This is a genomic window from Actinophytocola sp. (assembly GCF_036402745.1).
Taxonomy (GTDB): Bacteria; Actinomycetota; Actinomycetes; order Mycobacteriales; family Pseudonocardiaceae; genus Actinophytocola.
On the sequence record NZ_DASWSJ010000097.1, the window covers coordinates 25,232 to 47,243 of the forward strand.

21 protein-coding genes are annotated in these 22,012 nt (G+C 71.7%); 20 read left to right on the forward strand and 1 reads right to left on the reverse strand.

Annotation, left to right across the window (positions count from 1 at the left end):
- Positions 1 to 9: 9 nt before the first annotated feature.
- Genes VGD70_RS09595 through VGD70_RS09610 form a run of 4 tightly spaced genes read left to right on the forward strand, consistent with a single transcriptional unit; the run spans position 10 to position 4,548 of the window.
- Entirely contained in the window at positions 10 to 2,016 is a 2,007-nt protein-coding gene (locus VGD70_RS09595; protein WP_331080229.1) for a hydantoinase B/oxoprolinase family protein, read from the forward strand.
- Complete coding sequence (locus VGD70_RS09600) at positions 2,013 to 2,306, forward strand: acetone carboxylase subunit gamma (protein ID WP_331080231.1); 294 nt, start codon at positions 2,013 to 2,015, stop codon at positions 2,304 to 2,306. The genes VGD70_RS09595 and VGD70_RS09600 overlap by 4 nt, the downstream gene beginning before the upstream one ends.
- Complete coding sequence (locus VGD70_RS09605) at positions 2,303 to 3,064, forward strand: SDR family NAD(P)-dependent oxidoreductase (protein ID WP_331080233.1); 762 nt, start codon at positions 2,303 to 2,305, stop codon at positions 3,062 to 3,064. Before VGD70_RS09600 ends, VGD70_RS09605 begins: the two co-directional genes overlap by 4 nt.
- Positions 3,065 to 3,081: 17 nt before the next feature.
- The gene (locus VGD70_RS09610) at positions 3,082 to 4,548 is read left to right on the forward strand and encodes an aldehyde dehydrogenase family protein (protein ID WP_331080235.1); all 1,467 of its coding nucleotides are present in this window, start codon (positions 3,082 to 3,084) and stop codon (positions 4,546 to 4,548) included.
- Positions 4,549 to 4,700: 152 nt separating this feature from the next.
- Here the strand turns inward: VGD70_RS09610 and VGD70_RS09615 are convergent, their stop codons facing one another.
- The gene (locus VGD70_RS09615) at positions 4,701 to 5,711 is read right to left on the reverse strand and encodes a Gfo/Idh/MocA family oxidoreductase (protein WP_331080237.1); all 1,011 of its coding nucleotides are present in this window, start codon (positions 5,709 to 5,711) and stop codon (positions 4,701 to 4,703) included.
- Positions 5,712 to 5,863: 152 nt separating this feature from the next.
- On the opposite strand from VGD70_RS09615, the gene VGD70_RS09620 reads away from it, so the two are divergent.
- The 16 genes from VGD70_RS09620 to thiD all read left to right on the forward strand — a co-directional run bounded on the left by VGD70_RS09620 (position 5,864) and on the right by thiD (position 21,794).
- Positions 5,864 to 6,787, forward strand: a complete 924-nt coding sequence (locus VGD70_RS09620) for a glycosyltransferase (protein ID WP_331080239.1) — start codon at positions 5,864 to 5,866, stop codon at positions 6,785 to 6,787.
- Entirely contained in the window at positions 6,784 to 7,206 is a 423-nt protein-coding gene (locus VGD70_RS09625; RefSeq protein ID WP_331080241.1) for a YciI family protein, read from the forward strand. Before VGD70_RS09620 ends, VGD70_RS09625 begins: the two co-directional genes overlap by 4 nt.
- 17 nt (positions 7,207 to 7,223) lie before the next feature.
- Complete coding sequence (locus VGD70_RS09630; protein ID WP_331080243.1) at positions 7,224 to 7,661, forward strand: cupin domain-containing protein; 438 nt, start codon at positions 7,224 to 7,226, stop codon at positions 7,659 to 7,661.
- Positions 7,658 to 8,875 (forward strand): class I SAM-dependent methyltransferase, encoded by a 1,218-nt coding sequence (locus VGD70_RS09635; RefSeq protein ID WP_331080245.1) that lies wholly within the window; start codon positions 7,658 to 7,660, stop codon positions 8,873 to 8,875. The genes VGD70_RS09630 and VGD70_RS09635 overlap by 4 nt, the downstream gene beginning before the upstream one ends.
- A 10-nt stretch (positions 8,876 to 8,885) precedes the next feature.
- Complete coding sequence (locus tag VGD70_RS09640) at positions 8,886 to 9,911, forward strand: SDR family oxidoreductase (protein ID WP_331080247.1); 1,026 nt, start codon at positions 8,886 to 8,888, stop codon at positions 9,909 to 9,911.
- Positions 9,912 to 9,923: 12 nt separating this feature from the next.
- A complete protein-coding gene (locus VGD70_RS09645) occupies positions 9,924 to 11,174 on the forward strand; it encodes a glycosyltransferase (protein ID WP_331080249.1) in 1,251 nt (416 codons plus the stop codon).
- A 125-nt stretch (positions 11,175 to 11,299) separates the two neighbouring features.
- A complete protein-coding gene (locus VGD70_RS09650; protein ID WP_331080251.1) occupies positions 11,300 to 12,517 on the forward strand; it encodes an MFS transporter in 1,218 nt (405 codons plus the stop codon).
- The gene (locus tag VGD70_RS09655) at positions 12,514 to 13,719 is read left to right on the forward strand and encodes a glycosyltransferase 87 family protein (protein WP_331080253.1); all 1,206 of its coding nucleotides are present in this window, start codon (positions 12,514 to 12,516) and stop codon (positions 13,717 to 13,719) included. The genes VGD70_RS09650 and VGD70_RS09655 overlap by 4 nt, the downstream gene beginning before the upstream one ends.
- A complete protein-coding gene (locus tag VGD70_RS09660) occupies positions 13,700 to 14,551 on the forward strand; it encodes an FAD binding domain-containing protein (RefSeq protein WP_331080255.1) in 852 nt (283 codons plus the stop codon). The genes VGD70_RS09655 and VGD70_RS09660 overlap by 20 nt, the downstream gene beginning before the upstream one ends.
- Before the next feature lies 1 nt (position 14,552).
- On the forward strand, positions 14,553 to 15,260 hold the full coding sequence (locus VGD70_RS09665) for a hypothetical protein (RefSeq protein ID WP_331080257.1): 708 nt from the start codon (positions 14,553 to 14,555) through the stop codon (positions 15,258 to 15,260).
- Positions 15,257 to 16,282: an alcohol dehydrogenase catalytic domain-containing protein gene (locus tag VGD70_RS09670; RefSeq protein WP_331080259.1), complete on the forward strand. Its 1,026-nt coding sequence runs from the start codon at positions 15,257 to 15,259 to the stop codon at positions 16,280 to 16,282. The genes VGD70_RS09665 and VGD70_RS09670 overlap by 4 nt, the downstream gene beginning before the upstream one ends.
- Entirely contained in the window at positions 16,282 to 16,950 is a 669-nt protein-coding gene (locus tag VGD70_RS09675) for an HAD family phosphatase (RefSeq protein WP_331080261.1), read from the forward strand. The genes VGD70_RS09670 and VGD70_RS09675 overlap by 1 nt, the downstream gene beginning before the upstream one ends.
- Positions 16,947 to 19,424, forward strand: a complete 2,478-nt coding sequence (locus tag VGD70_RS09680) for a molybdopterin-dependent oxidoreductase (RefSeq protein WP_331080263.1) — start codon at positions 16,947 to 16,949, stop codon at positions 19,422 to 19,424. The genes VGD70_RS09675 and VGD70_RS09680 overlap by 4 nt, the downstream gene beginning before the upstream one ends.
- A complete protein-coding gene (locus VGD70_RS09685) occupies positions 19,417 to 20,442 on the forward strand; it encodes a thymidylate synthase (RefSeq protein ID WP_331080265.1) in 1,026 nt (341 codons plus the stop codon). Before VGD70_RS09680 ends, VGD70_RS09685 begins: the two co-directional genes overlap by 8 nt.
- Positions 20,443 to 20,467: 25 nt before the next feature.
- Entirely contained in the window at positions 20,468 to 20,974 is a 507-nt protein-coding gene (locus VGD70_RS09690) for a nucleoside 2-deoxyribosyltransferase (RefSeq protein ID WP_331080267.1), read from the forward strand.
- Between the two features lie 4 nt (positions 20,975 to 20,978).
- Complete coding sequence (gene thiD, locus VGD70_RS09695; RefSeq protein ID WP_331080269.1) at positions 20,979 to 21,794, forward strand: bifunctional hydroxymethylpyrimidine kinase/phosphomethylpyrimidine kinase; 816 nt, start codon at positions 20,979 to 20,981, stop codon at positions 21,792 to 21,794.
- Positions 21,795 to 22,012 lie beyond the last annotated feature (218 nt).

Here is a 22,012-nt window from a genome sequence, read left to right on the forward strand (position 1 = left end):
GGACCTCCGATGCCCGTCATCCCGGTCGCCGGCGCCGAGGAGTTCGCCGAGCTGCCCGCCACGCCCGCTGAGACCCGCCGGATCGTGGGCGACGCCGTGCGCCTGCACGACGTCGCCCGGTCGGTGGTCGACGACCTCGATCCGCTCACCTACGAGGTGATCCGCCACCGCCTCACCTCGATCACCGAGGAGATGGGCGAGGCGCTCAAGCGGATGTCCGGCTCGGTCGTGGTGACCGACTGCAACGACTTCGACGCCGCGATCATGGACGAGGTCGGGGACGTCGTCCAGGTCGGCCACTACAACACCGAGCTGGCGGCTTCGCTCGACATGGCGACGGGCTGGACGCTGCGCCACCGCGCGGCCCGGCCCGGCATCGGCCCCGGCGACATGTTCCTGTGCAACGACCCCTGGGTCGGCGGTGGCCTGCACCAGAACGACGTCAGTCTGTTCGCGCCGCTGTTCGTCGACGGCGAGCTGTTCGCATGGACCGGCGCGGTCGCCCACCAGGTCGACCTCGGCGGTGTGTCGCCGGGCAGCTGGTCGGTCGGCGCCACCGATGTGTTCTGGGAGTCGGTGCCGACACCGCCGGTCAAGATCGTCGAGGGTGGTGAGATCCGCGACGACATCGAGGACATGTACCTGCGCCGGTCCCGGGTGCCCAAGCTGGTGGCGCTCGACCTGCGGGCCAAAATCGGCGCCAACAACGTCGCCCACGAGCGGTTGCGGGCGCTGTGCGACAAGTACGGCGCAGACACGGTCAAGGCCGTGATGCGGCGCGTGCTCGACGACGCGGAGACCCGGCTGCGCGACAAGCTGTCCGAGCTGCCGGACGGGTCATGGACCTCCGTTGCGCACCAGGACTCCGCACGCGCGGGCGACCGGGGCATCTACAAGATCGTGTGCACGCTGACCAAGACCGCCGATCGCCTCGCCTTTGACTTCACCGGCACCGACCCCCAGGTCGACGGCCTGATCAACTGCACGTACGCGGGTCTGCGCGGCGGCATCATGCCGGTGCTGCTGACCACCCTCTGTGGCGACATCCCCTGGGCGCCCGGCGGGCTCTACCGCTGCCTGGAGATCGTCAGCGAGCCCGGCACGATCAACAACTGCACCTTCCCCGCTGGCATCGGCAAGGCGTCGGTGGCCTCGGCGTGGGCGACGACCAACGTGGTGACCGAATGTCTCGCCGGGATGCTCGACGCCCACCCCGAGCACCGCAAGCGGCTTATGAGCGTCTGCTGCGGGACCTGGGACTTCGCGCTGCTCGCCGGCGTCGACCAGCGTGGCGGCGGGTTCGTCACCATGTTGTGCGACTCGATGGCCGGCGGGCTCGGTGCCCGGACCCACGCCGACGGCGTCGACACCGGGGGACTGGCGTGCATCCCGATGGGCCGGGTCGCCGACGTGGAGATGAACGAGTTCAGCTTCCCCATGCTCTACCTGTGGCGCAGGGAGGAGCCCGACTCCGGCGGCGCGGGGCGTTACCGGGGTGGCGTCGGCGCGTCGAGCTGCTTCATCCCGTACGACAGCCCGTTGGGCGGAGTGCACCTCGTGGTGTCCGCTCCCGGTAAGGCACTGCCCCTCGCCGGTGGCATCGCCGGCGGCCTTCCCGCGGGCACACAGCACGACGTGCTGCTGCGCACGACCTCGGTGCGCGACCACCTCGCGGCTGGCCGCATACCGGCGTCGCTCGAGGACATCGGTGGCGCACCGGACCTGTTGCCCACGCATCACGAGACCGACCTGGGACCCGACGACGTCTACTTCACCCACTGGCAGGGCGGCGGCGGATACGGTGATCCGCTGCTCCGCGACCCCGCCGCGGTCGCGGCAGACGTCGTCGCGCACAAGGTGTCCCACCGCGGCGCCGAAGACGTGTATGGCGTGGTGCTCACCGCGGACGGCGCCGTCGACGAGGACGCGACTCGTGCCTGCCGTGCCGCCCTCCGGCGCAGCCGCGCCGGCCTGGACGACGATCTGGACGACGACCGGCAGGAGGCGACCACATGACCGTCCACATCGACGACAACCTCGAACTGCACCCCGACGGGACGGTCACCTGCCGGCACTGCGGGCACGTGCTCGGCGACGCGGAACGGCCGCTGCGCGACGCCCGGGTCCGGGAGACCGAGCCGCGTACGGCAGGCCCGTCGGTCCGTGCCGACGCCAGCCTGTTCGCCGACCGGCCGGTGGTGTTGCGCCGAACCCTCTGCCCCGAATGCCTCACCCAGCTGCAGGCCGAGATCGTGCCCGGCGACGAACCGACCTCGCGGCACCGGTCTTGGGCGGTGCGGCCGTGACCGCGCCACTGGCGGGACGCACGGTCGTCATCACGGGCGCGGGCCAGGGACTGGGCCGCGCCTACGCCCACCGCGTCGCCGCCGATGGGGCCACCGTGGTCATCGCGGACCTCAACACCGAAGCAGGAGAGCACGTCGCCGCAGAGGTCACCGAGAAGGGCGGCAACGCTCGTCACCACCATCTCGACGTCGGCGACCCGGCATCCTGCACCGCGTTGGCCGAGTACGTTGACGCCGAGTTCGACGCCGTGCACGGGCTGGTGAACAACGCGGCCATCTTTTCCACGATCACCATGCGGCCCTTCTGGGAAATCCCGGTCGACGAGTGGGACCGGCTGATGGCGGTCAACCTGCGTGGCCCGTTCCTGCTCACCGCCGCCCTGCTGCCCGCGTTGCGCCGGGCAGGCGACGCGAGCGTCGTCAACGTCGCGTCCGACGCGGTGTGGCTCGGCCGCTCCGGCTACCTGCACTACACCGCGAGCAAGGGCGGCGTGACCGCCATGACGTACTCGATGTCGCACGAACTGGGCGACGACGGGATCCGAGTCAACGCGATCTCACCGGGCCCCACCTACACCGAGGTGCCACGCGGGACCGTCTCGGCGGGGCAGAAGGCCGCCATGCACGCCGCGCAGGCGCTGCACCGGGACGCCGAACCCGAGGACATCGTCGGGGTGGTCGCGTTCCTGCTCTCCCGCGACAGCCGCTGGGTGACCGGACAGGTCCTGTCCGTCAGCGGCGGCCTGATCCACCGCTGACCCGGAGGAACCACGACATGACCGCGCTCGAACAAAGCCTCGCCGCCGTCGACCGGCCGTGGGAGGTGCAACTGGCCGGAAAGCCGATGCCCACCGAGAGCCGTTACGAGGTCGAGGAGCCGGCCACCGGGCGCAGGTTGACCGACGCGCCCGACTGCTCACCGGCCGAAGTAGACCGGGTCGTGCGGGCGGCGGCACGGGCGCAGCCCGCGTGGGCGGCGCTGCCGCCGCGTGTACGAGCGGCCAAGGTGCGGGCGTTCGCCGACTTGTTGCGTGCGCACGAGGAAGAACTGGCCACGATCGACGCGATCGACGCGGGCTTCCCGCTGCCGGTGATGCGCGCGGACGTCGGTGCCGCGGCCACGATGGTCGACATCATGGCCGACCACGCGCTGCGGCTCGGCGGCGACACCTATCCGTTGTCCGGCAACCTGCACTACAGCGTGCGCGAGCCCTACGGCGTCGTGGCCCGGATCGTGCCGTTCAACCATCCGCTGTTCTTCGCCGCGTCCAAAGTGGCCGCACCGCTCGTGGCAGGCAACGCGGTCGTGCTGAAGGCACCGGACCAGACACCGCTGTCGGCGCTGCGCATGGCAGAGCTGGCCACCGACGTGTTCGGGCCGGACCTGTGCGCGGTCGTCAGCGGGCGGGGTGCGGTCAGCGGCGCCGCCCTCGTGGCGCACCCGCTCATCCGGCGCATCGGGTTCATCGGCGCCCCGCACACCGGCCGGATGATCCAGCGGGCCGCCGCCGACGCCGGCGTGAAGTACGTCAGCCTCGAACTGGGCGGCAAGAACGCGTTGATCGTGCTGCCCGACGCCGATCTCGGCCGCGCGGTCGACGCCGCCGTTGCCGGCATGAACTACACCGCCACCGCGGGCCAGTCATGCGGCTCGACGAGCAGGCTCCTGGTGCACGAGTCCGTCGCCGGTGAGGTCGTCGACGCTGTCGTGGCACAGGTCCAGGCGATCCGGGTCGGCCACCCGCTCGACCCAGGGACGCAGATGGGGCCCGTCATCTCCCGCGCCCAGTACGACAAGTCGCTTGACGCGATCGCGGCGGGCACCGCGGGCGGCGGCGAGGTGCTGGCCGGCGGCGGCCGTCCGGACACCGTCGGCCCCGACGGCTGGTACGTCGCGCCCACTGTTCTCGGCGGACTCGCCCCCGAGAACCCCGCCGCCGTGACGGAGATCTTCGGACCAGTGCTGTCCGTCCTGACCTTCCGCACCGAACAAGAGGCCGTCGAGATCGCAAACCGCAGCGAGTACGGCCTGACCGCCGGAGTGTTCACCAACGACGTCCGGCGGGCCCACCGACTGGCCCGCGAACTGCAGGCCGGCTACGTGTGGATCAACGGCAGCTCACGGCACTACTGGGGACTGCCCTTCGGCGGCGTCAAGTCTTCAGGCGTCGGCAGGGAGGAGTCGATCGAGGAGCTCTGGTCGTATACCGAGACCAAAGCGGTCACCGTGGTGATGGAGTAACCCATGGACGTCCCGGCAGAACTGCCTGTGACTTCATGGCCACCCGCTTGCTCGCGGACTCAGGCAACCGGCAACAACTCCACCAGAACCTCGCGTGTCGACCGCTGCTGGTGGTCCCGATTCGCGAGCCGGGGCGCATCTCGGGGCAAAGATCAGGGATGTCCCTGACATGGGTCGGCCGAACCGTCCACAGTGGCCTGGAACCGTTGCGCGGCCACGCGTACGGCGTCGAGAAGCGCGGCCTGCCGCAGGATCTCCGTGCGGCGCGCCGACCTCGCCTCGGGGTCCCGCACCGCCCGCCGGAACGCGGCGACGGCGTTGCGGACCTGGTCGTCGGCCGCGAGGGTGTGTTCGGTGACGGTGTCCTGCCGCTCGACGCGCAGCACCGTCCGGCGCTCGGGTGGCGGCGCGAAGGCGTTCTCCAGTTCGACGCGGCCCTCGTCGCCCCACAGTGAGTACGTCGCCCGGTAGGAGTGCCGGTAGCCGTAGGACAGGTGCGCGGTGACGCCCGCCGCGGTGCGGAGCAAGGCGGAGCCCGTCACGTCGACACCGTGCTCGCCGTCCACAGTGGATGTCGCGCCGACGACCGCAAGATCGGCGCCCAGCAACAGTTGTGCCGCGCGCAGCGGGTAGACGCCGACGTCGTTCAGTGTGCCGCCGCCGAGCGCGGGATCGTTGCGGGTGTCGCTCGCCGGGCGGGGCGGGATGCCGAAGTCGCACGTGAACGTGGCGACCCTGCCGATCGTGCCCGCGGCTTGTTTCACCGCCACGTGCTGACCGTGGTGCGGGAACGTGAAGTTCTCCATGAGCAGCAGCCTGCGACGCTCGGCCAGTCGTGTGACGGTGACCGCGTCGGCGGTGGTGGTCACGGCCGGTTTCTCGACCAGGACGTGCTTTCCGGCCTCCAGCGCGGCACGTACCCACCGCGCGTGCAGTGCGGGCGGGAGCGGCACGTAGACCGCGTCGAGGTCGGCGCGGGCCAGGAGCGCCGCGTAGCCGACGACCGGCGCGCAGCCGAACAGCCCGGCGAACTCGTGCGCCCGGTCGGCCGTGCGGCTGGCGACCGCGACCACGTCGACGAACGGGTCGGTCACCAGCGCGGGCAGCAGTTTGCGCCGGGCGATGTCCGCGCAGCCGAGCACCCCGATTCGCAGACGGTCCACATCGGACGAGTCTAGGAGCGCGGCTCGGTCGCCACCTCGTGTCTCACTCGGCACTCGTCTGACAACCGTTGCTCGATCCAGTAACCGAGGGCACCATCGGCGACTGAGTGTGCGAGACGCGCTACACACCGTCGTGCGAGGGGAGCTCTCGGTTGAACCCCCGGCTGAGCGTCATCATTCCGACCAAGAACCGCCAGGACACCCTGCGCAGGGCGCTGACCAGCGTCGTCGCACAGGGGCGTGCCGACGTCGAGGTCGTGGTGGTGAACGACGGTGGCGCGCCCGTCGACCCGGTGCTCGACGAGTTCCGCGACCGGCTGGCGGTGCGTCACCTCGCGTTCCAGGAGCCGGTAGGCACGTCGGCGGCCCGCAACCACGCCATCGAGGTCGCGGAGGGCGAGTTCCTGGGCTTGCTCGACGACGACGACCTATACCTTCCCGGTCACCTCGACGCGGCGGTCGACACGCTGACCGGCGGTGCCGTGGACGCCGTGTACGCCACGGTCGGCGTGAGCAAGCACTGGATCGACCCGAACGTGACCGAGCCGCCCGACCTGCCGCACGCGTTCGACTACGGGTTCCACGACGGCTTCCTGTCCGTGCTCAACTACATCCCGACCACCGCGGTGGTGGTGCGGGCCGACCGGACCGAGCCCCTGAGGTTCGACCCCGCGCTGCGCGTCGGTGAGGACTGGGACCTCTGGCTGCGGCTCGCCCGCGGGCACGGGTACCGGTTCGGGCATCTCGACCGGGTCGGCGTGGTGTACCACCGCATCCCGGCGCACAGCGTGTCCGCCGACCCGGTCGGTGACGGGCGCAGGGCGTTGAGCATGTTCCACGACGGCTACCTGCTCATGTGCAAGCGCTGGGTGGTACCGGGGGAGTCGGCCGAGGCGGCGTATCGCGACCTCGTGCTGCGGGTCTACGAGCTGGCGTTCGAGCGCTACGACAGCGGGCGGACGCTCGGGGCCTACTGGTACGAGCGGATGGTCCGGACCCTGCACGACGGCTTCGTCGCCGGCGAGCCCGCCGCCGCGCTTCTTTCCGTGCTCCCCACGGTGCTGGAGGAGCGATGACGCGCCACCTGACGGCGGCACAGGTGTACGCCAGGATGGCGTGCCTGCCGATGTTCGTCGTGCTCATGCGACCGACCGACGCCTACGAGCCGGACAGCGAGGCGGGGCGTGAGCTGATGCGTGCCCACCTGCAGTGGCAGCTCGAGCTGGAGGACGAGGGCAGGCTGTTCGCGGCCGGTCCGCTGAACTACGGCCAACCGGTGGCGACGGGTCATCCGATCGTCAACGCGGGCGGCATGTACATCATCGCCGCCGCGACGGCGGCCGAGGCGGAGCGGATCGCGGCGCGGGAGCCGTTCGGGGCGGCGGGTTGGCGCACCCATGTCGTGTGCACGTGGCTGCTGAACGAGGGAGTCGCCCGCGACTGCGCGGCGGACGTGGTGGAGCACTTCGGATCCGGTGTCCCGTTTACCGGCTGACCGCAAGGAGACGACAGGTGGCACTGACGCACAACACCGACAAGATCCTGGTGCCGGAAGGGATCTATGCCGACGCGCGTGGCCGGATCATCGCTCTGCCGGAGTTCCCCACGGCGCACGCGATGATCATCGAGTCGACCGTCGGCGCGGTCCGGGGTAACCACTACCACCACCACGAGAGCCATCTGATGTACGTGGTGTCCGGGCGGATGATCTATCTCGAACAGCAGGAAGACGGCGAGATGCTGATGCTGGACGTCGAGCCGGGTGGCGCCGTGGTGAGCCCTCGCGGTCTCGCCCACGCGACGGTGTTCCCCGAGCGGTCGGTCATCGCCGTGCTGTCCGATGTGGACCGTGGCGGGGACCGCTACGAGAGCGAGGTCGTCCGCGTCGATCCGCTGCAGCACCAGGTCGACATCTCCCACCTCTACAGCGGACCACAGGTCACCCCATGAGATCTGTTTGTCTGCTCTGCGGCTCCGCCGACGTGTCCGTCGTCGTCCCGCTGAAGCCGACGCCACCCGCCAACCACCTCGCCGCGACGCCGGAACAGGCGAAGGCACTCGCGCGGCACCCGCTCGACCTCGTGCACTGTGCCGCCTGCGGGCTCGTGCAGCTCGGCGACGTCGTGGACCGCACGGAACTGTTCAGCGACTACCGCTACGCGACCGGCGCCGTGCCCGCACTCGTACGGCACTTCGGGGAGCTCGCCGATCAGGTCAGCACCCGGCTGGGCCTCGTGCGGGGCGCCCGAGTCACCGAGATCGGCTCCAACGACGGCACCCTTCTGTCGCTCTTCGCGCAGCGCGGACACGAGGTGCTCGGTGTCGACCCGGCGGGCGCGTTGGCCGAGGCGGCGCGGCTGCGTGGCGTGCCGACCGAGGTCGCACTCTTCGACGACGTCGTGGCGGACCGGATCGTGGCCGAGCGTGGGCACTCCGACGTCGTGCTGGCCAACAACGTGCTGGCCCACGTCCGGGACATCGACGCGGTGATCCGGGGCATCTCCCGGCTGCTGGCACCGAACGGGACCGCCGTGGTCGAGGTGGCGCACGTGCTGCCGATGGTCGCCGGTGGCGTCTTCGAGTTCGTCTACCACGAGCACACCGCGTACTACTCGGCACACGTGCTGCGGAACGCGTTCGCCCGGCAGGGCCTTGTCCTCGTCGACGTCGAGCGGATCGACACCCAGGGCGGGTCGCTGCGGTGCTGGGTGCGGCACGAACCGGCGGAGCCCTCGGCCGCGGTGACACGGTTGCTCGCCGTCGAGCGAAAGGCGGGTGTCGCCGACGGTTCCTTCCTCACCGGCTACGCCGATCGCGTGCTCAGGGTCGCCGACCGCCTGAACGACGTCGTCGCCGGGCTGCACGCGCGCGGCAGGGCGATCTGCGGGTACGGGGCGTCGGCGCGGGCGGTGACGTTGCTCGGCCAGACCGGCATCGGGCCGTACCTGGAGTGGATCGTCGACGACAACCCGCGCAAGGTCGGCCGGTTCACACCCGGCGACGGCATCGAGGTGGTCGGGAGGCAGTGGCTCGACCAGCGCAAGGCGGACTACTGCGTGGTGTTCGCGTGGAACTACGCGGACTCGGTGCGGCGCAACGCTTCCGCGTTCGTCGAGGCGGGCGGGCATCTGATCGTTCCGTTCCCCGACCTGGTCGTGGACTGAGGCGGCGGGCATGCGGATCTTTCTCACCGGCAACGCGGGCTACTTCGGCTCGGTGGTGCACGAGGAGCTTCTCGCCGCGGGGCACGAGGTGACGGGCTGCGACGCGGGCTTCTTCGACGTCGAGCGCGACGAGTCGGCCGCCTGGGACGTCCGCGACGTCACCGTCGAGGAGCTGCGGGGGCATGACGCCGTGGTGCACCTCGCCGGCCTGTCGAACGACGCCGCGGGCGAGCTGTCGGAGGAGGTGACGGTCGAGATCAACCAGCGCGCCTCGATCCGACTCGCCTGGCTGGCGAGCAAAGCGGGGGTCGAACGGTTCGTGTTCGCGTCGTCGTGCAGCGTCTACGGCGCCGCGGCGGAGCCGAACCTCACCGAGGACGGCATCGTGCGTCCGCTGACCGCGTACGCGCACAGCAAGCTCTGGGCCGAACGCGCGATCGTCGCGTTCACCGCGAACGGGCTGTGCCCGACCGCGTTGCGCTTCGCGACGCTCTACGGGCCGTCGCCCGCGTTTCGCAACGACTTGTTGGTGAACCGGATGACGAGCACGGCGTGGCGCCACGGCCAGGTCACCGTGACCGGCGACGGCAGCGCCGAACGGCCGCTGCTGCACGTGCGGGACGCGGCGTCGGCGATCCTCGAGACGCTGTCCGCCGACTCCGCCGCGGTCTTCGGCGAGGTGTTCAACGTCGGGGTGCCGGGCGCCAACTACAGCCTCCGGCAGGTGGCCGACCTGGTGACGGCCCGGTACCCGGACGTCGGGGTGCGCTTCACCGGGTCGCCGGACCGGCGCAGCTACACCGTGTGCTTCGACCGGTTCACCGACCGGGTCGACGGCTGGCGTCCACAGCGGACGGTCGAGGACGGGGTCGCCGAGGTGGCCGCGCTGCTCAACCGCACCGCGCCGTTCCCTCGCCTCGGCACCCGCTGGGGCCCGGGGGAGCGGAGCTCGTGGCTCGCCGGGTTGATCCGGGAGAACGTGCTCACCGACGAGTTCCGCTGGACGGGACCTCTTCCCGCGGTCGCGAACCTCTGAGGGGAGGACGTCATGTCGCTGTCCGTCGTCATCCCGGCGTACAACCAGGCGAGCGGTCTACGGCTGGCGCTGTCGTCGCTGACCACGCAGACGCTTCCGTCCGACGAGTTCGAGATCGTCCTCGTCGACGACTGCTCGACGGAGGATCTCGCGGCGGAGGCCGCCCACTTCTCGGACGTACTGGACATCCGCTACCTGCGCAACGAGGAGAACCTCGGGCGCGCCCGCACCCGCAACCGTGGTATCGCGATCGCGCGGCACGACGACCTGTTGCTGCTGGACGCGGATTCCTTCTGCGCCCCGGACCTGCTGGCGCGCCACGACCGGTTCGCCGACCGCGCGGACGGTCACATCCTGCTCGGGCGCCGTCTAGAGCCGGAGTGGGACACCCTCGCCGAGCTCACCGCGGGCCGGTTCCCGTCCGGGCACGGCGCGCTGGAGGAGGATCCGCGCTACCAGCTCGGTTTCGAGCCCGACGTGTTCCCCAGCAGCCGTACGCCGTGGCTTTTCGCCTACTGCAACAACATGTCCGTCTCGCGCAAGCTGCTGGACACGGTCGGCGGGTTCAACGAGGACTTCCGCCGCTGGGGGTACGAGGACAACGAGCTGGCCTACCGGATCTTCCTGCACCAGGGGCGGGGGTCGGGGTATTTCGAGTACGACCCGGCGGCGCTGACCTACCACCTGCCGCACTACCGCGACTGGCGCGCCGACTGGGCCGGTGCGCAGGGCTACGTCCCGTACATGAAGGACCGGTACCGGCACTTCGACGTCGAGCTGCTCGGCGCGCCGCCGCTGCGGGTCGCCCGCGCGGTGCCGCACTACGAGCGGTGTCTCGACACGATGCGGGGCGGCGGCGTCGTCCGCGGCGCGGCCGTCGCCGCCGCGTTGCCGAAGGCGGAACGGGAACTGTGGTTCGGCTTCGGCGTCGACCGCACCGGAGTCCGTTGTGACCATGGGGATCCACCGGACGAGGACAACCGCCACCTCCTCGGCGTGTCGACGCCGTTCGCGGACGGATCGTTCGACCGCGTGGTGAACGTGGACCTGTGGCGGATGCTCAACGCGGCCGACATGTCCGCACTGCTGCTGGAGGGCCTGCGTGTCGGCGCCGAGGTCGTGCTGGTGTGGTCGACGGCGCTCGACGCCCCGGTGGCCACGGATCCGGAGTACGTAACGGCGATGCTGCGGCCGCACTGCCGGCTCGTGGCGGAGGGGGATGATGGCCGTGGCTTCGCGCTGCTGCGCTGCCTGCCGTTGTGACGGCGCGCCCGAGGCTCGGTCGAGCCGAATTGACAAACCGGGCGGTCGGTTTTATAGATCGAGTATGCTCTGCGCCGCCGCCTCCGTCGTCCCGGTCCGGCCAGTGCTCGGGACGGGTGGCTGACATGGCGAACCGCAACCTCCCGTTCTTCGCGGCGACCTCCATCGACGCGTTGGGCACCGGACTGTTCACGCCGATGTCGCTGCTGTACTTCGCACGGGTACCCGAGATCCCGCTGGCCACGGTCGGGGTGCTGCTCAGTGTCGCGGCGGCCGTGACGCTGCCGCTGCCGGTGCTGGTCGGCCAGGCGGTCGACCGGTTCGGCGCGCGTTCCGTGGTGATCCTCGCCCAGTTCGCGCAGGCGCTCGGGTTCTTCTGCTACCTCGCGGTGTCCGGGCCGGTGTCGCTGGTGCTCGCCGCGATGCTCGTCTCCTGTGGCCAGCGCGCGTTCTGGTCGGCCGTCTTCACACTCGTCGCCGACCTGTCCGAACGCGACGGCACGACACCGGACCGGTGGTTCGCGCTCGTCGGCATGACGCAGACGGCCGGTTACGGCGTCGGCGGGCTCGTGTCCGGGCTGCTGCTGGCCGGCGCGACCGACGACCTGTTCCGCCTGGTCGTGCTCGCGAACGCGGTCACGTTCGTCGCGGCCGGGGTGCTGTTGCTGTTCGTGCGGGCCGGGCGTCGCCAGCAGCGCGCGGCCGCTGAGCGGGGCGGCTACCGCGTGTTGCTCGCCGACCGGCCCTACCAGGCGTTGATCGCCACCAACACGGTGTTCGCGCTGTGCAGTGTGTTCCTCGGGATCGCGCTGCCGGTGTACCTGGTCGACGGGGTCGCGGCGCCGGGCTGGCTCCTCGGGCCGCTGCTCGTCGGCAACACCATCCTGCTCGCCGTCGGCCAGACCGTCGCCGTGCGTCTCGTCAAGCCGCTGTCCCGGGTGCGCGCGCTCGTCATCGCCGGCGCACTGTGGACGGTATGGGCGATCGCCTCCGCGCTCGCCGTGGAGGTGCCGGCCGGCGTGCTCGTGCCCTACCTCGCGGTCTGCATGGTGTTCTACGCGGTGGCCGAGCTGATCCACGCTCCGGTGTCCAACGCGCTGGCCGCGGCCGCCGCGCCCGCCGAGCTGCGCGGCCGGTACCTCGCGATCTTCCAGTACTCGTTCACCATCGCCATGGTGTTGGCGCCGGGGCTGTTCACCGTGCTGTTCACCGCGGGACGGACGCTGCCCTGGCTGGCGCTCGGCGTGCTCGCCGCGGTCGGCACCATCGCCATGAGCGCGCTGGAACGCCGGCTGCCCGCGCACGCACTGCGCGCGGACGAGGAGAAGGCGGCAACGACGTGACCGGCGCGACGACGACACCGCCCGACATCGCGCCGGGTCGGTCGCGCACCGGCTGGCTGCTACTCGGCGCGATGGTCGCGGGGGCGGTGTTCGGCGTGCTCGCCTACCGACAGCACCGCGACTGGCCGTTCTGGATGGTCGACTTCGACGTCTACCGGCTCGGCGCGGACACCGTGCTGCACGGCGGCGCGCTCTACGACGTGACCACCGGGGGCGGGCTTCCGTTCACTTACTCACCGATCGCCGCCTTGCTGTTCGTGCCGGTGCTCGTGGTGCCCGCCGCGGTGTGGGCCGGGCTCGAGATCCTGTTCCTCGAGCTGGCCGTGTGGCTGACGCTCGGCGCGGTCGGCGTCACCCGCACCGGCCCGCGTGCCGCCGCGACCGTCGTGCTCACGTTCGGTGCGCTGTTCGGCTCCCCGGTCGACAGCGACCTGAGCCTCGGGCAGATCAACCTGCTGCTGATGTTCGTGGTGCTGGTCGACCTGTTGCGTGGCGAAGGAAGGCGCTGGCAGGGCGTCGGGGTCGGTGTCGTCGCCGCGTTCAAGCTCGTGCCGTTGATCTTCGTGGTGTACCTGGCCTGCACCGGCCGGGTGCGGTCCGCGCGCACCGCGCTCGGGACGTTCCTGCTGTGCGTCGCGGTCGGTTTCGCCGTGCTGCCCGGCGACTCCGTCCGGTACTGGTTCGGCGCCGGGTTCTCCCCGGAGCGGGTCGGCACGCCGGAGAGCCCGTTCAACCAGTCGCTGCGCGGTGTGGTCGCCCGGCTGACACGGTCCGCCACCACGATCAACCCGGTGTGGGTCGTCGTCGCCGTCGTGGTCGGTGTCGCCGGGCTCGGGGCCGCGATCTTGCTGCACCGCAACGGAAGGCGGCTGCGCGGGATCCTGGTGTGCGCACTGACCGCGTGCCTGGTGTCGCCCGTGTCGTGGGAGCACCACTGGGTGTGGACGATCCCGGTGGTCATCCTGCTCGGCACGTTGGCGGTGCGCGAGCGGTCGGTCGGATGGGCGGTGGTCGCCGTGGCGGCCGCGGCCGCGTACGGGTTGCGGCTGCTGGACTGGTTCGTGCCGGAGTTCGGCCCCGCGCTGCTCGACCTCGACGCGGGCCCGCAGCTCGCCGCCGCGTGCTTCGCGCTGAGCGGCATGGCGCTGATCGTGGTCCTCACGGTGACAGGGAGGCGAACCGATGTGGCCGGCGCCTTGTGAGTACCACCGCGCGCGCACCGTCGACGACGCCGTCGCGCTACTCGCGGACTGCCCGGACGCGCGGGTGCTGGCCGGTGGGCTGAGCCTGGTGCCCGCCATGCGCCGCAGACGGGTCCGGCCCGCGCACCTGGTCGACATCAACGCCGTTCGCGGGTTGGCGGTGATCGGGGACGACGGCGGGTTCGTGTCGGTCGGGGCGACCTGCCGGCAGGAGACTCTGTTGCGCTGGGCGGGAAATCCGCTGCTGACCGACGCGCTCGCGCACACCGGTACGGCACAGACGAGACAGCGCGGCACCGTCGCCGGGATCGTGGCCAACGGCGAGCCCGCGACCCAGCTCGCCGCGGCGTGCGCCGTGCTCGACGCGACCGTGACGCTGCGCGACACCGACGGCGCGCGGGAGGAGTCCGCCGTGCGGCTGTTCGCCGATGGCGGCGTCCCTCGGCCCGCTCTCGTCGCCGCCGTGCGGTTCCCGGTCTGGCTGCCGGCCGACGGCCACGCGTTCCTGCAGGCAGGCAGGCGGGCGGTCGGCGCGACGATCGGCGGGGTGGCGGCGCGGGTGCGCCTCGACGCGTCCGGGACCTGCGTCCGCGCGGATGTCGCGCCGTTCCTGTCGGGACACGACGGCTCCCGGCTGCCCGAGGTCGCCGACGGCCTGCTCGGCACCGGACTCGACGACGGCGACCTCGCCGATGCGGCGGACATGGCGGCGGAGCGGGTCCGGGCGGCCGGGGACGTACTGGCGACCGAGGACTACCGCAGGCACCTGGTGCGGGTGCTGGTGCGCAGAGCACTGGTGATGGCGAGGGCACGTGCGAGGAAAGGAAGCTGACGTGGGTTCGTTCGTGGGGGAATGTGAAGAACACGCGGCGTCGGTCTGGCAGGCCTACCGCCACCACCCGTGGATCGAGTCGATGGCCGCTGGCACGTTGCCGGTCGAGAAGTTCGTGTCCTTCCAGGTCAACGACGCGCCCTACATCGTCGATCTACACAGGACACTCGCGCTCGGCGTCGCCAAGGCGCCCGCCGGCTCCGCGTGGACGAAGGCGGCCACCACGGTCCTCGACGACGTGTGGGTGCTGAACGAGGTGGCGGCCAAGCAGGAGCTGCTCGACGAGCTCGGCTACCGCGAGAAACTACGCATCGACCCGGCTGTGTACACGCCCGCACGGGAGGGGTACGCGAACCACCTGGTGCGCACGGCGCTGGAGGGCGACATCGGGGACATCGCGTCCGCGCTGTTGCCGTGCGCGATGTTCACCAAGGTGATCGGCGAGCGGTTCGCGGGCCTGCGGATCCAGGGCCCGCCCGCGTACCAGAAGTGGGCGGACATCTACGTGATGCGTGCCGTGCACCGGATGGCCGAGGCGCACGCGAACATGATGGAGGACCGGGCGACGGCCACCGACCAGGCGGGCCGGGACCGGATGAAGCTGCTGTACCTGCGCAGCCTCCAGCACCAGGTCGACGTGTTCGACTCCGCGTGGGAGCTGGATGTCGACTGGCCGGGCACGGCACACGAGACAGGGGCCGCGGCATGACCGGGCCGCTGATGCGGGCCGCCTGGTTCGACGCCGTCGGCGAGCCGCCGAGGATCGGCAAGCGGCCCCGGCCGGAGCCAGGCCCCCGCGAGGTGCTCGTCGCCGTGCGGGCCGCCGGTGTCTGCCACACCGACCTGCACCTGCGCGACGGTGTCCCGCAACCGCCACCGTTCCCGTTGGTGCCCGGTCACGAGGTCGCGGGTGACGTCGTCGCCGTCGGCGCGGAGGTGACCGGGCCGGTGGCCGTCGGTGACCGCGTGCTCGTCTACTACTACGACGGCTGCGGCGAGTGCGCGGCGTGCGCCACCGGCGAGGAGAACCTCTGCCCCGCGCCCAACGCGAAGTGGGGCTTCGACACCGACGGCGGCTACGCGGAGTTCATGACTGTCGCCGCGCGGTGCTGTGTGCCGCTGCCCGACCACGTCGACTACGCCGACGCCGCCGTCATGGGGTGTTCCGGCACGACCGCGCTGCACGCCGGCCGCGCGGTGGCCGGGATCCGTCCCGGCGAGACGGTCGTGGTCGTCGGTGCGGGCGGCATCGGCCTCGCGGTCGTACAACTCGCGCTCCACGACGGCGCGACGGTGATCGCCGTGGACACCCACGCCGACAGCCGCTCGCGGGCCGCCGAGCTCGGCGCCATCGCGTTGCCCTCGGGCGACGACCTGGTCGCCGAGGTGCTGGCACGGACCGGGGGAGCGGACGTCGCCATCGACACGGTGGGCAACGACCGCACCCCGGCGCTGTGCGCCGACCTGCTCCGCACCGGCGGCCGGCTCGTGTTGATCGGCTACACCGGTCAGGCCGCACCGCTGGACGTGGCCCGCGTCGTCACCGGCGAGCTCGTCGTGCGCGGGTCGGTGGGCGCCACCCTCGCCGACGCCCACGAGGCGGTGCGCCTGCTCGCGGCGGGCGACCTGCGTGCGGTCATCTCCCGGCGCTACCCGCTCGCGGACGCGGACAGCGCGCTCGCGGAACTCGCCGTCGGTGGCACCGTCGGCCGGATCGTGTTGGAGCCGTGATGACCGACGTGCGTGCGCTGCTCTACGACTTCGACGGGCTGCTGGTCGACAGCGAGTTCGCCGGACTCCGGTCCTGGCAGGCGTTGTACGACTCGCACGGCCACGAGCTCGACCTGGAGCACTGGCTCGGCGAGGTCGCCGCGGGTCGCGGGCCGTGCATGCCTATCGCGCGACTGGAGGAGCTGGTCGGGCGGCAGCTCGACTGGGCGGACCTCGAACCCGTGCGCAAGCGGCACCGCGACTCGCTCATCGCCGTCCGCCCCGGCGTGCTCGCACACCTCGACCGGGCCAGGGCACTCGGCGTGCCGTGCGCCATCGTGTCAAACGCGCCGGGCTGGTGGATCGACGAGCAGCTCGCCAACACCGGGCTCGCCAGGGACCACTTCACGGCGATCGTGTCCAAGGACGGGAAGCGCGCCGGCAAGCCCGCACCGGACTCCTACCTCGCCGCGCTCGACGCGTTGTCCGTCGCGCCGGGCGACGCGCTCGCCTTCGAGGACTCCCCGGTCGGCGTGGCGGCGGCGAAGGCGGCGGGTATCCGCTGCGTCGCGGTGCCGAACGAGGTCACGGCCGCGATGCCGCTGGACGCCGCGGACCAGCTCGTGTCCTCGCTCGCCGACGTGACGCTCGACGAGCTGCTGGCCGCACGAGAGCGGCTCGCGGGATGAGCGCGCGGCGGGAGATCCACTGCAGGGTCGACGGCACGGCTTTCGTGGGCGCCGTCGAGGCGCGGGAGCCACTCGCCGACTTCCTCGGCCGCAACGGCACGCCGGTCAACGTGGGCTGCGGGACCGGCGCGTGCGGGGTCTGCCTGGTGCGCCTCGACGGGCGGCTCGTCCGCTCGTGCGCGGTACTCGCCGTCCAGGTCGACGACGCGCAGGTGCGCACGATCCGGGACCACGACACCGAGCTGTCCGGGGTCCGGCGGGCGATGAGCGGGTGCTCGGCGGTCCAATGTGGATATTGCGGTCCCGCGTTCGCGCTGACCATCGGCGACGGCGCGGTCGGGCGGGCCGCGCTGTCGGAGACCATCTGCCGCTGCACCGGCTACACCGGTCTCGTCGCGGCGGCGTCCGCACCGGCGGGCCGCACCCCGCGCCGGGTGGAGGACGACCGGCTGCTGACCGGGCGCGGTGAGTTCGTGGCCACCAGGAACCTGCCAGGACAGCTCGCCGCGCGGTTCGTGCGCAGCACCCACCCCCACGCGTCGATCGCGGTGCACACCGCCGCGGCCGCGCGCCTGTCCGGGGTGGTCGCGGTGCTCACCGCCGCCGACCTGCCGGACCCGGCCACCATGTTGTCCGGCGGCGACGAGCCGACGCTCGCCCGCGACGAGGTGCGTTACGTCGGCCAGCCGGTCGCCGTCGTGGTCGCCGAGAGTCCCGCGGTCGCCGAGGACGCGGCCGAACTGGTGTTCGTCGAGTACGTGCCGCTGCGGGGCGACCCGGCCGCGGTCCCGGCGCGCACACAGGGCGAACCGTTGCCCGACACCGTGTTCGCCCGCGCCGACGTGGTGCTCGACGAGCGGTTCACCGTGCCGCGCCAGACCGGGCTGCCGATGGAGCCGCGCGGGCTGCTGGCCGGCCGGGACACCGACGGCAGGTTCACCGTGTGGGGCTCGACGAAGAATCCGTTCGGCAACCGGGACGCCACGGCGAAGGCGCTCGGCCTCGCCGTCGACGGGATCAGGATGGCGCCGGGGGACGTCGGCGGCGCGTTCGGGGTCAAGGGCGAGCTGTACCCGGAGGACATCCTGGTGCCGCTGGCCGCCGTGCTGCTCGACCGCCCGGTGAAGTGGATCGAGGACCGGGACGAGCACCTGGTGTCGATCAACCACTCGCGGGAGCAGACCTGGCACGTGCGGCTCGCCGCCACCGCGACCGGCACACTTCTCGGCGCCGAGGTCGAGGTGGTCAGCGACGCGGGCGCCTACGTTCGTCCACTCACGACGCTCGTGGCCGACGAGGCGACGGCCACGTTCCCGGGCCCGTACCGGTTCGGGGCGTACCACGCCACGGCGACCTGCCTGCTGACCAACCGGACGCCGTCGGGGACCGTGCGGGCGCCGGGGCGCTTCGAGGCCAACTTCGTCCGTGAGCGCGCACTCGACCTCCTCGCCGAGCGGCTCGGCATCGACCGGGAGGAGCTGCGCCGCCGCAACCTGCTCACCGACGCCGATCTGCCGTACTCCGTCGGCACCTTCGGCGAGGGACCGGTCGAGTACCCGGAAGGGGACTTCCTCGGCGTGTTCGACCGCGTGCGCGCGCTGTCCGGGCCACCGCCGTCGGCCGACGGCCTGTCCCGCGGCCGCGCGGTGGTGCCGTTCGTCGAGCTGTCCAGCCTGGGTGGCACCGAGCGCGCCAAGCTCCTCGTGCTCGCCAACGGCCGGGTGCGCGTCGAGTCGGCGTCCGCGCCGTCCGGTCAGGGCCACGAGACGGCCTGGGCGCTGGTCGCGGCACGGGAGCTGGGCATCGCGCCGGAGCGCGTCGAGGTGTCCTGTGGCGACACCGACGGCGGCGGCGCGGGCATCGGCACGTTCGCCAGCCGCAGCGCGGTGATGGCGGGCAACGCGGTCGCCGCCGCGGCGGCGAAGCTGCGTGCGGAGGGACTCACCCCGGGCACGGTCGTGGCCGCCGAGTACACGAGCGACGAGCACACCTGTGCCTACGGCGCGCTCGCGTGCTCGGTCGCCGTCGACCCGGAGCTGCTGACCGTGCGCGTCGAGGAGCTCACGATCGTCTGTGACGCGGGCAATGTCATCGACGAGCACCTGGTCACCGGGCAGCTCACCGGAGGCGTCGTGCAGGGGGTGGGCGCCGCGCTGCTCGAGGAACTCGCCTACGGCCAGGACGGCGGGCTGCTCGCCGACGGCCTCGACGGCTACCTCCTGCCGTTCGCCGCCGACGTCCCGGACGTCACCGTGTTGTTGGAGAACCACCACCCCGCGCGCACGAACCCGTTGGGTGTCAAGGGGATCGGCGAGGCGGGCATCGCCGCGGCGGGTGCCGCGGTGGCGTCCGCGGTCGCGACCGCCGTGCCGGAGCTGAACCGCACGTTGACCGGCCTGCCGCTGTCGCCGTCCCGGCTGCTCGACGCTGCGCGCCGGGCGGCCCGAACCGGAAAGGAGACAACGGATGCCTGACGTCTTCGCCCATTTCCAGGCCGCCTACCTGGACCAGCTCCGTCGCACGTACTACGCGTCGGAGTACGTCAACACGCCACGGGGCAACCCGAGCAGGGAGCGGCTGGGGGTGAGCTTCCGCATCGAGGATCCCGTGCAGCGCCACGTCTGGCTGCCGAGCAGGCGCACCAACATCATCTTCAACTTCGCGGAGGCCCTGTGGTACCTGTCCGGCTCCGACCGGCTGGACTTCATCGGCTACTACGCGCCGAGCATCGCCAACTACTCCAAGGACGGCGAGACCCTCGCCGGCACCGCCTACGGTCCCCGGATCTTCCACCACGGCGGCGGCGCCACGCCGACGAACCAGTGGGACAGCGTCCTCGCGACACTGCGCGAGGACTACGACAGCAAGCGCGCGGTCATGCAGATCTTCGAGGGCGCCGAGCTGACGGTCCCCGGCAACATCGACGTAGCGTGCACGCTCGCGCTGCAGTTCATGATCCGCGACGACGCGTTGCACGGTGTCGGTTTCATGCGAGCCAACGACGCGTTCCGCGGTGTGGTCTCCGACGTCTTCTCGTTCACGTTCCTGCTCGAGATGATGGCCACCCAACTCGGGCTCCCGGTCGGCACCTACATCCACCAGGTCGGCTCGTTCCACGTGTACGAGTCCGACGCCACCTGGGGACACCGGGTGCTGCGCGAGGCCGAGAACGTCGCCGGCCGGACGCTCGCCGAGGCGCCGCCGTTCCCGCGCATGCCCGCCGAGGACAACTGGCCGCACGTGCGCGAGGTGCTGCGGCTGGAAGAACTGTTGCGCACCGACACGGTGCGGCTCGACGCGGTGGCGCTCGCCGGGCTGGACCTGCCCGGATACTGGCGCGACGTCGTCGCGCTGTTCGAGATCCAGCGCCAGCTCAGGCACCGCACGAAGGTCGACGCCTACGTCGTCGCCGCGCTGCCCGACCTCTACTACGACCTGGTGATCACGAAGTGGCCCCAGCTGCGGTCCGAACCGGACACCGACGCCGCGTGACGGCGGAACACACAGGAGGATGCAGATGACCGACACAGCGAAGTCCCTCGCCGACAACGGGATCCGCTCGGTGTTCGTGGCCGGGCCGTTCTACGGCCTCGTCGACGAGAAGACCGGCGTGATGGACGAGGCGTCGCAGCAGCGGATCACCATGCTGATCGACTACTTCGAGCAGGCGGGCTGCAAGGTGTACAACGCGCACCGCAGGGAGGCCTGGGGCAAGGAGTTCCTCACCGCGGACGTGTGCACGAAGCTGGACTTCGACGAGATCGCCGCCGCGGACATCTGGGTCGGTTACCCCGGCCCGCCGGTGTCGCCGGGCACGCACGTCGAGATCGGCTGGGCGAGCGCCACCCGCAAGCCGATGGTCGTCCTGCTGGAGAAGGACGCGCGGCACAGCTTCCTCGTCACCGGGCTCGCCTCGTTCGCGAACGTCGCATACGTGGAGTTCACCGAGCCGAGCGAGATCCTGCCGCAGCTGCCGGCCGCGATCGAGAAGGTGATGGGTGCCGGCGCCGCGCGGGCGGCATGATGCCGTGACCGACCAGACCATCGCCTGCCTCACCATCGGCTCCAGCGACTCCAGCGGTGGGGCCGGGGTGCAGGGCGACATCAAGGCGTTCGCGTCGGTCGGGTGCTACGCGGCCACCGTGCTCGTCGGGGTGACCGCGCAGAACACGACCGGCGTGGTCGCCAGGCACGGGCTGCCGCTCGACCTGGTCGCCGAGCAGCTCCGGTGCGTGCTCACCGACCTGCCGATCCGTGGGATCAAGGTCGGCACCGCATGGAGCGCCGACCTGTTGCGTCTGCTCGGTGAAGAGCTGGCGGCCCAGGCCGTGCCGATCGTGGTCGACCCCGTCCTGGTCACCGCGGCGGGCGCGTTCCTGTCCGACGTCGACGAGATCAGGGACGTGCTGGTCAAGTCGCTGTTCCCGGTGGCGGCCGTCGTCACGCCCAACCGGCGGGAGGCCGAGCTGCTGGTCGGCGCGCGGTCCGAGCACCTCGACCGCCGCGGGCTCGCCGAGGAGCTGGTCGCCCTCGGCGCCCCCGCGGTCGTCGTTACGGCGGACGCCACGGACAACGGCGACTGGTTCTACGACGGGGCGACCCACCGTCTGCTCGGGAGTGACTGGCACACGACCAACTGCGAGCACGGGGCGGGCTGTGCGCACTCCGCGCTGACCACCGGGCTGCTGGCACAGGGCGTCCCGCTCGTCGAAGCGGTGGCGACCGCGCAGCGGCTCGCGTCGAGGGGGGTCAGCGCGGGGCTCGCGCACCTGGGGGCCGGCGTGCACCCGGTCGACGTGCTCGACCTGCCGGCACATCGGCCGGAGGGGCTGATGCCCGGCTGATGTCCGGAGTGCCCGGGTGAGGATGACGGAAGACGAGCGACCGAGGAACCCGGTCAGGCGCGGCCCGGTGCCGTGTACGAGGCCGTCTCGGGCGCCCCCGCTGACGGTGGCCCGACCTCGTCGACGACCGCCTCGCCCGGGTACTCGACGCGGTGACCGGTCGCTCGGCGGAGCGGACCTCGCCACCGTCTATCCGGCCGGGTTCGCCGAGATGGTCG